The following is a 15570-nucleotide window of genomic DNA, read 5'->3' as shown; positions in this document are numbered from 1 at the left end:
AGTGAAACATAGCGTGCAAACTATATGGCTAAACGACTCAAAAGATCCTTACATTTTTCTCTTAAGGTGTCTCTGAGCAGTCTGACGGCAGGGGTTATCGATTGCCTACTTGGGCAGATGAGCCAAAGCTCGCTTGGCTTTGCTTGATAGTCGGTCATGATATGAATCAGCTTGCCTTCTGATATGTCACTCGAAACATCCAAGCAGGATTTTACAGCAAGCCCTTTTCCTTCGACACACCAGCGCCTGACCAGATCACCATCGTTAGAGGCTCGATTGCCACTCATTTTTATTTTATAAACTTGCTTGTTCTTGGTGAATTCCCACACATCGTGAGTGATATCGTACAGCTGATAAAACAACCCATTGTGCGTCGGTAGCTCATGCGGATGCTGGGGTATGCCGTGACGTGTTATATACTCTGGCGATGCACAAAGCAACCCTGGGACATCACAAATCTTAAAGCCGTAAAGACTGGCATCTTTTGGCGAACCATAGCGTAATGCCATGTCTACAGAGTCACGATAAAAGTCTATATGACTATCGCTTAGATCGGTTCTCAAGCTCATGTTTGGGTGATGATCTAGTAACTCATCAAGCCATGGTGTAACGATGTTGCGCCCCAAATCAGAAGGCAGTGCAATGCGCAGCTCACCATCGACAATATCGAGATCTTCTTTGATATTTTGCCTAGCTTGCTCAAGCAATAAGAGCGCTTTTTCACATTCTGGAATGTAGCGCTCTCCGGCACTCGATAGACGTAATTGACGCGTGGTACGAATGAATATTTCAGCGCCCAATGTTTTTTCTACCCGCTTGAGCGCAGCACTGGCAGTTGCCACACGCATGTCTAGATGTGCTGCCGCTGCCGTGATATTGCGATGTTCAGCGATTTTTAGAATAACTTCGAGATCAGATAACAGCATATTCTCAATTCTTATTTGATAATGTATCAAATATTACCCTGTTTATCTTGTCATAAGCCAGCGTTATGATGGCAGCCACTTAACGAACCGGAGCAGCATGATGAAAGCCATTGGATTTATACAGTCTTTACCCATTACTCACACGGACTCATTGCAAGATATCGAATTGCCACAGCCTATCGCAGAAGGCTTTGATTTATTGGTCAAAATCAGCTCTATCGCGGTCAATCCTGTCGATTATAAAGTCCGCCAAAACATGCCATCCGAGGACGGTAGCCACAAAGTCATTGGTTGGGACGCAGTCGGTGAAGTGGTCGCCATTGGTGAGAAGGCGACACGCTTTGCAGTTGGTGATAGGGTTTACTATGCAGGCGAGCTCGATCGCCAAGGCAGTAATGCAGAGTATCAATTGGTGGATGAGCGTATCGTTGGTATGAAACCAAAAAGTCTGTCGAATAATGAAGCGGCAGCATTGCCGTTGACCACTATCACGGCATGGGAGATATTGTTTGAGCATTTAACCATTAAACAGCAGCCAATCACTGATCATAGCAAGTCTAATGAGGTTATCTTAGTCGTGGGCGCTGCAGGTGGAGTGGGCTCTATTTTGCTACAACTGGCAGCAACATTAACGGGGGCTACAATTATCGCGACAGCCTCACGTGAGCGCTCAAAGCAGTGGGTGCAGACACTTGGGGCAGATTATGTGATTGATCATAGCCAGCCACTAGCAGCACAAATCGAAGCGTTGGGCATTGGCCCTGTGACCCATGTCGCAGGGCTTCAGAGTACTGAAAGCTATTTCGATACCTATATAGATATCTTGACGCCTTTTGGGAAAATAGCGATAATCGATGATCCTGAACAGTTAGACATCACCAAAATTAAGTTCAAAAGCCTCTCATTTCATTGGGAGTTTATGTTTGCCCGCTCACTGTTCAAAGCCTCGGACATGGCAGCACAAGGTCAGTTATTAAACCGTGTCGCTGACTTGATTGATCAGGGTTATATCCAGACCACGGTTGGCGAAAACATGGGTATCATCAATGCGACCAATCTACGAGCGGCTCATCAAGCGCTAGAGTCGGGTACAACGATTGGTAAAATAGTATTAGAAGGTTTTTAATATTCAACAGAGCCTAATAAAGCATGTCCTCGTTTTTATCAGTATTTTTAAAATGAGGACACAGCCCAATCAAAAATAAGAGACAGATATGCAACTAGAAATCAATGTTATCGATGCTTTTACTGATACCGTTTTTAAAGGTAACTCAGCAGCCGTTATTATCACCGATAGCTGGCTCACTGATGATCTAATGCAATCGATTGCTTTTGAAAACAATTTGTCTGAGACGGCATTTTTGGTTTTAAATGAGAGTGATGGTAAAGATATCTATCATATCCGCTGGTTTTCACCGCTTACTGAGATTGCCTTTTGCGGTCATGCAACCTTGGCATCTGCTTTTGTGTTATTTAAGAAAAATCCTAATTTAGCCTTTATTAAATTTTCAGCCGACGCCGTTGGAATATTGACCATCGTGCAAACAGACGCTGGCAAAATACAAATGGACTTTCCCAATACTAAACCTGAAAAAGTCGACAATGTCCCTGATAGTTTGCTGGCAGGATTGTCTATTGCACCAGTTGAAGTCTATAAAAATACCCAAGCCTATTTCGTGATTTATAATTCTGAAAGCGATGTATTAAACGTAGAGCGTGATAACGAGCAGCTAAAACAGCTCGCACCTTTAGATGTGGTGGTGACATGCCAAGCTAAGTCTGCTGAATACAAAGACTACGATTTTGTATCACGTTATTTTTGGCCAGCCAATGGCGGTGATGAAGACCCAGTGACTGGATCAGCGCACACAGGACTTGCGCCATTATGGGCTGAGCGTTTGGGTAAAAATGAATTGGTCGCTTATCAGGCATCAAATAGAGGCGGAATACTAGACTGTGTTGTCGCAAAAGATAGGGTGCTTGTTTCCGGCAATGCCGTGCAGTATTTGACAGGATTTATCACGGTCGAGGAGTAGCAGGTTTTGACAGAATTAAAGACACTAGGGCTTTTTGCACTGACCGCATTAGCAGAGATTATTGGTTGTTACCTGCCTTATTTATGGCTGCGAGAAGGTAAGTCTATCTGGCTTCTTGTTCCCAGCGTGCTGAGTCTGGCAGCCTTTGTTTGGTTGCTAACATTACATCCAACCGCTGTAGGTAGAGTCTATGCGGCTTACGGTGGGGTGTATGTTGTGATGGCGATTTTATGGTTGTGGACGGTGAACGGTATCAGGCCGACCACATGGGATATCGTAGGGTCTGCGGTTGCATTGTTAGGCATGGCAATTATTATGTTTGCACCGCGCAGTGGCTAGGGCGTGTCCTCAATTCAACCGATAGCGATCTAAATGGGCTAAAAGTGGTTAAATCTTGCCAAACATCGTCAATTAGCTAGGTAATATATCGATATTATCTGCGCTATTTTCCTTGTTTGACTGCCATTTACCTCACTTTTATCCTCATTTTTAAAATGAGGACACGCCCTAATATCAATGCAGCGCCTAACACAAAAAATGCCAATCAAACCGTGAGGTTCGATTGGCATAGCTTTAATTAGCGTAGTGATGCATGCAATATTAATGTTTACCTAAGATACTGCCACTGTCATCTTTCTTAGATTGCTTGGCGGCTTTCTTTTCTTTTGCCGTCAATAGCGGTTTCTTTTTCACATTTTTCTTACTATCTTGACCTTTACTCATGATTTTTTCCTCTTTAGGTAGCTTATACAGCCATAAGCCAGATTGGCTGACTAGCGGGCGGAATGGCTACAATTGACGCAGATGCTGCGTACTAGATTGAGTATAGCTCTAAGACTGTGCAATAGATAGCGATAGCACAATTTCCCTACGCTTCAATGCGGTCATTCTATTTGGCTAAATTTTATTCAACGCCTCTTTTATATTGAAATTCAGAATATCTCAGTCAGATTGTCGGCTAAAGATATGTTCAAACGATGCGTTTAATCAATACCAGTATCAATATTAGTATTCGTAAGTGCTTACTTACGGATACATCACGATTTGCTATAATGAGCCACAAGCCGATGAGTCGTCGCGGCAAACTTTTATAATATTCCTATTTAGCACAAAGATGCTTACTGTTTTGGTTGATTGTTATGCGTATCCGTAAACTTTTTAAATTTGAAAATGCACATATTGTGCGTAATTGTAGCTCTGAGCGCTGCAAACACTCTATCCATGGTCATAGCTATCAGATTGAACTGATTCTTGAGGCTAAGCGCTTGGATCATGGGCAAATGGTCTATGATTTTGGACTATTAAAGTCGTCTATCAAGGATATTATCGACAGCTTTGATCATGCGATTTGCTTTTGGAATAAAGACGACCCTGAATATATCGCTGCTTGCAAAAAATTCAGCGCGCGCTGGATAAGCTTGCCGGTATCGCCATCAGCAGAGCAGTTCTCTAGAGTCATCTTCTTTTGGGCGCAAGAAATTCTCAAGCAAACCCAAATGCAAAACGGTGAGTCTGATGTCAGCGTTTACTCGGTGATTGCGCACGAAACCGCAACGGGTTACGCCCAGTGTTTTGCTGATGATGTGGCCAATGAACAAATGGGTCAGCTTAATTTAGAAGCGTTTGAGTTTAGCGACCAAGTCAGTGCCGAATGGCATGACACCGATCTGTATGCCAAACTGATTCGCGGTGAAAGCTTTACTAATCCAACGGTAACTATGCAAGTACAGACGCAAGTACAGGCAGGTAAGCCTGATGCCTAATAGTACAACAGAAGACAAAAACGTCAAAACATTGACACTGTACTCTGAAGACGATACCCAGCGTTTGGCTGCGCAATTAGCAGCGTTGCCACTGACGGGTAGCGTGTGGCTGGTGGGTGATTTAGGGGCAGGTAAAACTACTCTGACTCGCTATTGGTTACAGGCGCTAGGGCATGCAGGAGCCGTCAAAAGCCCAACTTATACCTTGGTCGAGCCTTATAGCATCGACCAAAGCAGTATCGAGCAGAACAGCATCGAGCAAAAAGACGGCTCAATCAAGCCCGTCTACCATGCGGATTTGTATCGTCTGCAAGACCCAGAAGAATTGTCCTTTATAGGCTTCGATGAGTATCTGGATGAGCCAAATGCGCTGGTCATTATTGAATGGGCAAGCCGTGCGGACAGCTATTTACCACCGCCGATTTTGTTTATCGATATGACGCAGGCTAACAGCGGTGATAAAAATCAAGAGTCTCGTCACGTTGAGCTGCGACTATCGAAGGCAGGACAAGCGCAAGGTTTGGATTTATCATCCTTTAAGATTTAGTTATACCTTCAATATAAGTCATCAATATTCGCCAGCATTACTTATCACTACGCAAATTATCACTACGCAAAATAAAGATACCTATTAATGCCGCAAATGCCAGACAATCATTTTAATACCCGCATCAAAAAACTATCGCCGCTGCTCATCAATCAATTGGCAGCTGGTGAGGTCGTGACACGCCCAGCCGCAGTGGTTAAAGAGCTGCTAGAGAATGCCATTGACGCTGATGCCACCAATATTGATATACATATTACCCAAGGCGGCATGGGTATGATTGAGGTGATCGACAATGGCGTTGGTATTCATCCTGATGATATGGTCATGGCGATTACCCGTCATGCGACCAGCAAAGTCGCGGATGTGGCTAATTTGCATGGTATTACGACGTTGGGTTTTCGAGGGGAAGCATTGGCTGCAACAGCAGCAGTTTCTCGGCTGACGCTAACCAGTAGCCATGATGACAGTGGTATCGGTCGCCAGTTGCAGGTCGCGGGTGTGTTAGATGACATACCAAAAATGATACCAGTTGTGCATCATCGTGGCACGACCATTACGGTTAAGGATTTATACTTTAACGTACCAGCCCGTCGCGGCAATTTGAAATCTATTGCGACCGAGTTTGGTCATATCGAAACGATCGTGCGCGAAGTGGCTTTGGCGCGAGCAGATGTAGCGCTTAGTCTCTTTCATGACAATAAAAAACGGCTGTCACTGTCTTCAAATGCACGTGTACTATCGGCAAATTCGATGCCTACAAGCGACGGATCTATCAGTGCTAATGCAGGCAACAGTGTCAACCCTTTACCATTGTCACGGCTGGAGCAAGCCACGAGTGCAGAGCTCACAGTGAACGCACTTGAAGTAATGATTGATTTGTCCAATTTGTGGCAGCCGTCTACAGAATACACGGATAGTACAAGCTCTAGTAGGCAGGCAGGTATCTATGGTTGGTTGTGGCCTATTAATAAGCAGGCGCAACAGCAGGACAGCTTACCAAAGCTACTGTACATCAATGGTCGCTTGGTCAAAGAGCCGATCATCAGCAATCAGCTTCGTCAACTCGCGCAGAGTGCTCATTTAAATGGCATCGGTTATGCCCTTTATTTTGATTTGCCGACTCAATGGCTTAATATCAATGTCCATCCGTCCAAACAGCGTATTAAGATCAGTCCATTAAATAATGTTATGGCACATTTAAGCCATGCCATTCATGCAAAACTGAAAACCATTACTACGATGGATACGGTCACATCCACCAGTTATAATAGACAGGCGCTAGACTATAACAATTCTCCAAGCCAGTCTTTTACTACGATACCGCGCAACGCATCGCCTACGACCCATTCAAGACAAAGCCAGCAAGTACAAGCGCCTAAACAGTTATACCAACTGTCGGTAAGTGCTCCTATTCTAAGCAATCCTTTTTTGCAACGCTCAAAACAGTCCTATTCAGAAATGTCTTATCGTGATGAATCGTCAGCACAGAGTATTAACGCGCTAAGTGAAGTTTTAACCAAGAGTGCCCAGACCAATAGTGCCGATATTTCAAATAGCTCATCAGTAGCAAGTAAGCCTTTGCCCGTCTGCTTAGATATAATTACCCACTTAAATGACATAGCAACCGAATCTGCTAATGCTAAGGACATGGATAGTAAATCGCTGCCTTGGTTACTATTTTACCATCAAGCAAAATGTCTGCTGATTAGTGCAGCAGAGTGGCAGTCAAAGCTAAGTTCGTTATTTGAGTCGCAGGTACTGAGTAATAACGTATCCAAAAAAGACGAGTTACTAAAGAGCCCAGCATATATCAATCAACAACTCGCTACCGTAAGCTCGCAAATGTCTGCGCAAGACTTGATCGTTTTTGTAGAAGATATTGACTCCTTAATCACTGACAATGCAATCAAAATCATAGACAGTCATCAATTAGTAGCGGCAATGTTCTCACTTTTGAACAAACAATAGCGCCAAATTATATTTTTGCTACCCACCATCTCATTAGTAAAGGCAACCTATGCGACATTCATCTGACAGCTTATCTTATAGCTTGAGTCCCAATTTAGCGGATAATAGCGTGGTTTGCTTGATGGCGCCAACCGCGAGTGGTAAGACAGCACTGGCCTATGAACTATATGATACAGGTCGTTATGAGCTTATCTCAGTAGATTCGGCGCTGATATATCGTGATATGAATATCGGTACGGCAAAGCCTACGTCTGATGAGCTGGCGCGTTATCCTCATCATTTAGTGGATATGATTGACCCTATGCAGAGCTATAGCGTCGCTGAGTTCGTCAGCGATGTCGCCCGTTTGATTGATAGCTGTCACCAGAATGGCAAAATACCGTTGCTAGTAGGCGGTACCATGATGTATTACATGGCGTTACTGGATGGACTATCCCCTGTACCTGATAGCGATGACGGCATTCGCACGCAGGTAGAGCAATGGCGACAGGATGAGGGTATTAGCGCGCTATATGAGTATTTGGGTAAGGTTGATCCGATAAGTCACCAGCGTCTTAATGCCACTGATACTCAGCGTATTACTCGCGCCCTTGAGGTGTATCTACAAACGGATATTTCTATAAGTGAGTGGCAACGTAAACCCAAACAAGCATTAGCAAATAACCCCAATCAAAATTGGCACGTATTGGCAGTGATGCCTGATCGTCCGTGGTTGCATGAGCGTATCGCCCAGCGTCTAGACATTATGTGGAGTGAGGGTCTGGTGGCTGAAGTAATCGGACTGCTTGAGGCGTATCCATTGACACCGAACTTACCTTCTATGCGCTGCGTTGGTTATCGGCAAGTACTAGAGTACCTTGTACATATCAATCACCCAATATTTGAGCAACCGCATTTAGATAAGGCGCTTTTCTATGAGGCTTTTGGTGCATTAGATGAGTCAATAAATCAAAAAACAAAGCAGGACAAACTGTCTCAGCCTTTGATTGCATCAAGTTTGTCCGATAGCCAAACCGAGGTGCTTGCTTGTCAGCAAATGCAAAATAAGGCATTATATGCGACAAGGCAGTTGGCAAAGCGCCAATATACTTGGCTGCGTAAAGTAATACAATTGCCTGATAATGCAATAGACACGGCAACAAAATCTGACTCATTTAACGATGCGAATGACCCTACAAACCATGCATTAGAGATGAAGATATGCACAACGATGGCACAGGCAAGAGACTATTTGTTTTAGCCTATGTAGATGACCATCGATTGAATTGAGGATATGGCCTAGTAAATTTATTGGCTTGTTTTTACACTATCTTCTTAGAAACACAACACAGTAGTAACGCTTCATAAGTACATGAGAAAGTAATGACAATTAGTTTCAAAGTATAACGTGAATAACTGCTATAATTTAATACCAGAAATATGGTGAATTTTGTAGGATCACTATGACTTTGCCAATAATTATTGTCTAACGTTTGTTGGTAAAAACAGTTTATGAAACAAGTGGTTACTTAATTTTTTTACAATAATAATGTATTCGCGATAAAGTGGAATCACTTAAGAAGAACCGATGTTTATTTAGATACGTTTTATAAAGAAAAATTATTATTGTATCTACTCTTTGCCATTATAATTCAAGCAACACTTAAAATAATTGGCGCTTAAAACATAATTATATAATATTTAGGAGAGATTTCATGTCAAAAGGACAAACTTTACAAGATCCGTTCTTGAACTCGCTGCGCAAAGATCGCATTCCTGTCTCTATTTTTTTAGTCAATGGTATCAAGTTGCAAGGTCAGATCGAGTCATTCGATCAGTATGTCGTATTGCTCAAAAACACAGTGAGTCAAATGGTATACAAACATGCCATCTCGACGGTTGTACCAGCACGCAATCCACGTAGCAGTACAACGACAACGACCAGTGCCCAGCCTCAAAGTGCAGCGCCAGCCGCTTATCAAGGTGGAGGTTTTGAACGTGGTAGCAACCCTGCTAGCACCGGTGGTTTTGAAGAGCGTGGTTTTGCCTCGAACCGTAGTGGCTTTAACCGTGGCGGTTTTAGCCAAGGTCAAGATCGTGGCTTTGAGCGTGGTAGCTTTGGACAGGGTCAAGAGCGCGGGTTTGAGCGTGGCGGATTTGGTCAAGACCGTGGATTTGAGCCACCAGCAGAGAACGCGAACTTTGAAAATAAGCCAAGTGACGAATCTGATGATAACAACTAAGTTGATAATAAATAACAAATCATAGATAAATAGACAAGAAGTATTTTGCCTATTTACCTATAGATAGATGCGTTATCTCGACTTGATATATTTAATCAAAACCTGCTGCTATAGTGGGTTTTTTTTGTATAAATAGACGTATAATAACTACTTAGCATTGATATCGATTTGACGTTAATGCTGGGTTTTGCAGGGCATTATTAATATTGCTCAGAGTATAGTAAAATATCTTATTGATTCATTATAAACATAGAGCTGATGCATGAGTAATAGCCAAAGCAATCTGACCCATGAGCAATATATTAGTACCGCTATCGAAGCGATCAATACTGAGATATCGGCGTTAGCACTACTGACAGAGCAGATAGACGACAGATTTGCGCAGGCTTGCGATATTATCTTGGCTTGTAAGGGTCGAGTAGTGGTCACTGGTATGGGTAAGTCAGGATTGATAGGGCGCAAAATCGCCGCGACCTTTGCTTCTACTGGCACGCCCGCTTTTTTTATGCATCCTGGTGAGGCTGGGCATGGCGACTTGGGCATGCTGGTGAAAGGCGATGTGTTGCTTGCCATCTCTAACTCTGGTGAGTCCGATGAGATTAAAATGCTGCTGCCAGTGGTTAAGCACTTAAATATTCCGTTGATTAGTATCAGTCGTGATAAGCGTGGCATGTTACCGCGTGCAGCTGATATTGTATTGACCCTAGGCAAATCGCAAGAGGCGTGTCCGCTGAACCTTGCACCTACCTCCAGCACCACGGCTACATTGGCGCTAGGTGATGCGTTAGCAGTGGCTTTAGTACATGCGCGTAATTTCACTTCAGAAGATTTTGCTCTATCGCATCCAGCAGGGGCGTTGGGTCGTCAACTGCTCACTCGCGTCGAAGATTTGATGCATACTAAGTCAGAAGATTTGCCACTTATCAATCAACAAGCACCATTGCAAGAGGCGCTCTTTACTATGTCTGCTGGGCGCTTAGGGATGACAGTGGTCACTGACGATAATGATAAGGTTGTTGGGGTATTTACAGACGGTGACTTACGCCGCGGTTTAGAAAAAGGCATCGATCTACAAACCCCGATGCGCGATGTGATGGTTAACGATCCACGCCGAATCAGCAAAACCATGCGAGCATCAGACGCTCTGAGTGTCATGAATGAAAATGGTATCAGTCAGCTATTGATTATCGATGAGAAAGATCGATTAGAAGCGATTATTACGGTTCATGATTTACTACAAGCGGGTGTTAAGTAAGCATTATCTATAGTCAGGTCAATATAAAAAAAGACACAGCGTGCCTGATATAAATTTTTTGTCGCCTCTGTCTGCGTAGGCACAGCAAGCAAGAAAAATTTGTACCAGTCACGCATTATAGAGCCAAAAAGTCTTTAAGAAAGGATAACTCATGCAAGACTTAATAAAAAAAGCCGGACAAGTTAAGCTATTGGTATTAGATGTTGATGGTATTTTGTCAAATGGTCAAATCATCTATGACGCCAATGGTGTTGAGACCAAAGAGTTTTCAGTGCACGATGGTGTTGGCATTAAGTCGTTAGCACGTTATGGCATTTTGACTGCTATTATTACGGGTCGTAGCAGCCCCATGGTGGATAAGCGCGCCATTGAAATAGGTGTGGATTATGTGGTGCAAGGTCGTGATGACAAGCTGATTGCCTTAAATGAGCTGCTATCTACCCTTGATCCTGCGCTCAATATCACGGCAGCTGATTGTGCTTATATGGGCGATGACTTGCCAGATATTAAGGCAATGCAAACTGTGGGATTTGCGGCAACAGTGCCCAATGCCCATGCCGAAGTAATTAAGCGCAGCGATATGGTGACCACACGTGCAGGCGGTACTGGCGCCGTACGTGAAATATGTGATCTTATCTTAAAAGGTCATGGCCATTATAAAGACTTTATCGCGCATTATACGCTTGATGAGGCACCAACTCAGGATACCTTATCGTGAATACTCGTGTTTTAATCGTTTTAGCGTTGATTATTGCTGGTATTGCTGGCTGGTTTTTTCAGCAGCAAGGAGACATATCACCGCCAGTTAGCATGGAAGCGACTGATGTTGATTATGAAGCGACTGATATTAAGGCGGTGCAAACCAATGAGCAAGGCGACACTGAATATGAGCTTACTGCTGAATCATTGACGCACAATCCGGCAACTAACGAAGATGAGATGTCAGGCATCACAATGAATTGGGAGCCCTCAGATGAGCAGCGCTATCGTATCGAAGCGGGTAGCGCTGCCATCAGTCAGCAGACTGGTGAATTGAGCTTGTCTGGTGGTTTTACCTTAGTTAGTGAAGACAAAGCCGATGGGATATCAGATATTGAACCCATTAAAGTGACGGGCAGCACGCTCAAAGGTAACACCAAGTCAGGCCAAGTATATAGTGATGAAATGGTCAAGATTGAGCAAGGGATGAATCGATTTGAAGCATCGAGCATGAAAGCCAATTTGGAGACTGGTGAATATGAGTTCGGTCAAGTGGCGGTTAATTTTTCTCCTGCTGATCGTAAAGACAAGGCATTATTCTAGTTGAAATGATCTTTGCCCAAAGAGATATTCAAAACCATATAGTCAGTGAAAGTTAGTCTGACGCCCTATGGGATTGACTATAGCTAGCATGAAGTTTGCAAATCCTATCGTTTGCCCACGATAAAATCACTACAGCGTCAACCTCGCTGACCATACTCATGTATCGATTGCACTCGGTTTCCTTGTATTGATATTATTTTGGATTGACTATAACTACTAATAATAAAACGAGTAATGTTTATGAAATCTAAGTTTTTGCCTACTTTGCGCTCATTATCGACTCGCTCGATGCAAGTCTCTTCTAGCCTGCGCACGCTACCAGTCATCATGTTGCTAGCGTTACCACTATATAGTCATGCGCTGCCATCAGACGCCAATCAGCAGATTAAACTGTTGGCAGATAAAGCGACTTATAGTGAGCGCACCGGCGTCACCAGTTATTCGGGTGGTGTGGTTATTACTCAAGGTACGTTTAAGATGACCGCTGATAATATCACGGTCAATCTATCACAGGGTCGTAGTATCAACTCTGCAGTAGCGACTGGGCGACCAGCCACCATGCAGCAAGTGGTCACGCAAGAGAAAGGTCTGGCAAAAGGTCAGGCCAATAAGATCGACTACAATGCGATTACTGGTATTATTACTTTGACGGGTAATGCAAAGCTGGTACAAAATGGCGCCAGTTTTGCGGGCAATGTCATTCGTTATAGCTTAAAGGCAGGTGATGTAGAAGCGACTGCCGGTGGCAACCAGCGCGTGGAGCTAGTCTTCCCACCCAGCAGCAATAACAGCCAGAGCGGTGTACGCTAAGAGATAGCAGTAATTGCGTAGCAGCAACTAAATTTCGACAACACTATGCGTAAATTATGAGTAAATTATGAGTGATAACCAAAGTTTTGACGCTTTAGCCCCCACTAACAATGCTAAGCCTGTCGAGCGCTTGAGTATGAAAAACTTAGGTAAGCGTTATGGCAAACGTTGGGTCGTCAAAGATGTCTCATTTTCTGTTGATCAAGGTCAAGTGGTTGGCTTGTTAGGACCAAACGGTGCGGGTAAAACCACCAGTTTTTATATGGTAGTAGGTCTGGTCAACATGGACAGAGGCAGCGTCAGCTTAGGCAACATGGATTTATCCAAATACGCAATGCATGAACGCGCTCGTGCTGGCATTGGCTATTTACCGCAAGAAGCCTCAATCTTTCGTAAATTATCTATCGAAGGCAATATCTTGGCTATTTTGCAAACTCGTACAGAATTGACTGCTAGTGAGCAGCGCCAAGAGCTTGAAAAATTGATTGGTGAATTCAATTTAGGACATGTGCGCAAATCTTTAGGGATGAGTGTGTCAGGCGGTGAGCGTCGCCGTTGCGAGATTGCCCGTGCCTTGGCCGCTGACCCGAAGTTTATCTTGCTAGATGAGCCTTTTGCGGGCGTTGATCCTATCTCTGTTGGTGACATTAAAGACGTGATATTAACGCTAAAAAATCGTGGTATTGGCGTGTTAATCACGGATCATAATGTTCGCGACACGCTCGCTATTTGTGAAAAAGCTTATATCGTCTCAGAAGGCGCTATTATTGCTGAAGGCACAGCGTCTGAAGTCTTAGATAATGAGTTGGTAAAATCTGTTTATTTAGGTAAAGATTTTCAGGTATAAACCGGTCAGTTAATCGCTGTTTTCGTTCGTTTATACTATTCATAGGTTGGCATAAAGTTTCTGCTATTTTTTATGCCAACGACCACGATTTATATCGTATTCATTATCATTTCTGCTACACAGCCTATAGTCAGGTCAATATAAAAAAGAGACAGCGTGACTGGTATAAATTTTTTGTCGCCTCTGTCTGCGCCGGCACAGCAAGCAAGAAAAATTTGTACCCGTCACGCATGATAATGTCTTGTATCCATTTTATTTAGTATCGACTATATCATCTAAGCGGCTTCTTCCTTATAAAACTATTCTTATATAAACACTTATACAAAAGCATTCTGATATTTTATGATTGATTGATTGTCTGAATAAGGCTCATACATTATGGCAAAAAATAAAAGCAGCTATGTCTGTCAACATTGCGGTGCGCATTTTGGCAAATGGGCAGGACAGTGTACGGACTGCGGGGAATGGAACAGCTTGGTTGAAGCGCCAAACGTCAGTATGCCGCATCATAATAAGAGTACTGCTAAGCCTAATGCTGGTCGTGCAGCGCCTCGTAACACAGGCAGCAGTGGCACACCTACAGGGAACTATTCTGGTACCCATAGTGCGGTCATGCCGCTTAATGCTGTCAGCGTCGGCCTAGATACGCGCTTGCCCACTGGCATTAGTGAGTTTGATCGTGTGCTCGGCGGTGGATTGGTTGCCGGATCTGTTGTACTGATAGGTGGCGACCCCGGTATTGGTAAATCCACTATCTTATTACAAACAGCGACCAATATGGCTCGTGCTGATTCGCTGGCAGGTAGTGCGCTTTACGTGACCGGTGAGGAGTCACTGGCTCAGGTTGCTATGCGTGCCAAACGTTTAGATTTGCCAGCAGACAGGCTGCGGGTATTGGCCGAAACCAACGTCGAAACTATTTGTGCGGCTTTAACTCAAGAACAGCCAGCCATCGCTATTATTGATTCTATTCAGACTATTTATACGGATGCTATCAATTCTGCGCCGGGCGGCGTCAGTCAAATTCGAGAATCTGCCGCTATTTTGACACGCTACGCTAAGCAAACGGGCACTGCGCTATTTTTAGTGGGGCATGTGACCAAGGAAGGTACGTTAGCAGGGCCACGCGTGCTTGAGCATATGGTCGATACGGTATTGTATTTTGAGGGACAGTCGGACTCCCGCTTTCGGATGATTCGCGCGGTTAAAAACCGTTTTGGTGCGGTTAATGAGCTGGGTATTTTTGGTATGACCGATATGGGACTCAAAGAAGTCGCCAATCCGTCAGCGATATTTTTGAGCCGTTATGATAAGCCCGTGGCTGGATCGGTCGTTATGGTCAGTCGTGAAGGTACGAGACCGCTACTGGTCGAGGTACAGGCGTTGGTTGATGATTCGCAAGGGCAGCCCAGACGCATGGCATTAGGCCTCGATTTTCAACGCTTATCCATGCTGCTAGCGGTTATGCATCGACACGGTGGCATTCATACCAGCGGACAAGACGTGTATGTCAACGTAGTTGGCGGCGTCAAGGTCATAGAAACAGGGTCAGATTTGGCTGTATTATTGGCTTGTGCTTCTAGTATTAAAGAAAAGCCTTTACCTTCATCCTTAGCCGTGTTTGGTGAAGTGGGTTTGTCTGGGGAGATACGCCCTGTCCCTAATGGTCAAGAGCGATTGAAAGAAGCTATGAAGCATGGTTTTAAACATGCCATTATTCCTAAGGGCAATGCGCCTGCAAAGGATGCTCCTCAGTTTAAAGGCATTAATGTAATTGCCGTTGAACGTCTCGATGATGCTATCGAAAGCGCGTTTGAGTTATAAACAGATACTCTTCGGTGTTCGACTAAAAAAGATAAACTCAAACAAAAAACGCCTAACTCATCATGGTTAG

Annotated in this window: 16 protein-coding genes; 14 read left to right on the top strand and 2 right to left on the bottom strand. The window is 44.0% G+C overall.

What is annotated here, in order from left to right:
* Positions 1 to 20 precede the first annotated feature (20 nt).
* Positions 21 to 926 carry a LysR family transcriptional regulator gene (locus tag J5X94_RS01960; RefSeq protein ID WP_210539658.1) on the bottom strand — a complete coding sequence of 302 codons (906 nt, stop codon included), beginning with the start codon at positions 924 to 926 and terminating at the stop codon, positions 21 to 23.
* Positions 927 to 1026: 100 nt separating this feature from the next.
* On the opposite strand from J5X94_RS01960, the gene J5X94_RS01955 reads away from it, so the two are divergent.
* The 3 genes from J5X94_RS01955 (at position 1027) to J5X94_RS01945 (ending at position 3301) form a co-directional block, all read left to right on the top strand.
* A complete protein-coding gene (locus tag J5X94_RS01955; RefSeq protein WP_210540041.1) occupies positions 1027 to 2052 on the top strand; it encodes a zinc-binding alcohol dehydrogenase family protein in 1026 nt (341 codons plus the stop codon).
* Between the two features lie 88 nt (positions 2053 to 2140).
* A complete protein-coding gene (locus J5X94_RS01950; protein ID WP_210539656.1) occupies positions 2141 to 2962 on the top strand; it encodes a PhzF family phenazine biosynthesis protein in 822 nt (273 codons plus the stop codon).
* 6 nt (positions 2963 to 2968) lie between these two features.
* Positions 2969 to 3301 (top strand): YnfA family protein, encoded by a 333-nt coding sequence (locus J5X94_RS01945; protein WP_010198099.1) that lies wholly within the window; start codon positions 2969 to 2971, stop codon positions 3299 to 3301.
* A gap of 261 nt (positions 3302 to 3562) precedes the next feature.
* Here the strand turns inward: J5X94_RS01945 and J5X94_RS13995 are convergent, their stop codons facing one another.
* The gene (locus J5X94_RS13995) at positions 3563 to 3685 is read right to left on the bottom strand and encodes a hypothetical protein (RefSeq protein ID WP_264623036.1); all 123 of its coding nucleotides are present in this window, start codon (positions 3683 to 3685) and stop codon (positions 3563 to 3565) included.
* A 416-nt stretch (positions 3686 to 4101) separates the two neighbouring features.
* Here J5X94_RS13995 and J5X94_RS01940 point away from each other — a divergent pair, with 416 nt between their 5' ends.
* The 11 genes from J5X94_RS01940 (at position 4102) to radA (ending at position 15500) form a co-directional block, all read left to right on the top strand.
* The gene (locus tag J5X94_RS01940; protein WP_210539654.1) at positions 4102 to 4725 is read left to right on the top strand and encodes a 6-pyruvoyl trahydropterin synthase family protein; all 624 of its coding nucleotides are present in this window, start codon (positions 4102 to 4104) and stop codon (positions 4723 to 4725) included.
* Positions 4718 to 5272: a tRNA (adenosine(37)-N6)-threonylcarbamoyltransferase complex ATPase subunit type 1 TsaE gene (gene tsaE, locus J5X94_RS01935; protein ID WP_210539652.1), complete on the top strand. Its 555-nt coding sequence runs from the start codon at positions 4718 to 4720 to the stop codon at positions 5270 to 5272. The genes J5X94_RS01940 and tsaE overlap by 8 nt, the downstream gene beginning before the upstream one ends.
* Positions 5273 to 5359: 87 nt before the next feature.
* The gene (gene mutL, locus J5X94_RS01930; RefSeq protein ID WP_228293110.1) at positions 5360 to 7240 is read left to right on the top strand and encodes a DNA mismatch repair endonuclease MutL; all 1881 of its coding nucleotides are present in this window, start codon (positions 5360 to 5362) and stop codon (positions 7238 to 7240) included.
* Between the two features lie 49 nt (positions 7241 to 7289).
* Positions 7290 to 8480, top strand: coding sequence for a tRNA (adenosine(37)-N6)-dimethylallyltransferase MiaA (gene miaA, locus J5X94_RS01925; RefSeq protein ID WP_210539650.1), 1191 nt, complete (start codon positions 7290 to 7292; stop codon positions 8478 to 8480).
* A gap of 454 nt (positions 8481 to 8934) precedes the next feature.
* The gene (gene hfq, locus J5X94_RS01920; protein WP_010198110.1) at positions 8935 to 9462 is read left to right on the top strand and encodes an RNA chaperone Hfq; all 528 of its coding nucleotides are present in this window, start codon (positions 8935 to 8937) and stop codon (positions 9460 to 9462) included.
* A gap of 262 nt (positions 9463 to 9724) precedes the next feature.
* Positions 9725 to 10717 carry a KpsF/GutQ family sugar-phosphate isomerase gene (locus J5X94_RS01915; RefSeq protein WP_189581442.1) on the top strand — a complete coding sequence of 331 codons (993 nt, stop codon included), beginning with the start codon at positions 9725 to 9727 and terminating at the stop codon, positions 10715 to 10717.
* A gap of 151 nt (positions 10718 to 10868) precedes the next feature.
* Positions 10869 to 11435, top strand: a complete 567-nt coding sequence (locus J5X94_RS01910) for a KdsC family phosphatase (protein ID WP_189581445.1) — start codon at positions 10869 to 10871, stop codon at positions 11433 to 11435.
* On the top strand, positions 11432 to 12019 hold the full coding sequence (gene lptC / locus J5X94_RS01905) for an LPS export ABC transporter periplasmic protein LptC (protein ID WP_210539648.1): 588 nt from the start codon (positions 11432 to 11434) through the stop codon (positions 12017 to 12019). Before J5X94_RS01910 ends, lptC begins: the two co-directional genes overlap by 4 nt.
* A gap of 327 nt (positions 12020 to 12346) precedes the next feature.
* On the top strand, positions 12347 to 12829 hold the full coding sequence (gene lptA / locus J5X94_RS01900; protein ID WP_413191387.1) for a lipopolysaccharide transport periplasmic protein LptA: 483 nt from the start codon (positions 12347 to 12349) through the stop codon (positions 12827 to 12829).
* Positions 12830 to 12965: 136 nt separating this feature from the next.
* Entirely contained in the window at positions 12966 to 13676 is a 711-nt protein-coding gene (lptB, locus tag J5X94_RS01895) for an LPS export ABC transporter ATP-binding protein (RefSeq protein ID WP_210540037.1), read from the top strand.
* A 378-nt stretch (positions 13677 to 14054) separates the two neighbouring features.
* Complete coding sequence (radA, locus tag J5X94_RS01890; RefSeq protein ID WP_189581451.1) at positions 14055 to 15500, top strand: DNA repair protein RadA; 1446 nt, start codon at positions 14055 to 14057, stop codon at positions 15498 to 15500.
* The last annotated feature ends 70 nt before the right edge of the window (positions 15501 to 15570 follow it).

Source organism: Psychrobacter sp. K31L (genome assembly GCF_017942195.1).
GTDB classification, from domain to species: Bacteria; Pseudomonadota; Gammaproteobacteria; order Pseudomonadales; family Moraxellaceae; genus Psychrobacter; species Psychrobacter glaciei.
This window is presented reverse-complemented; position numbering and strand designations above follow the sequence as displayed.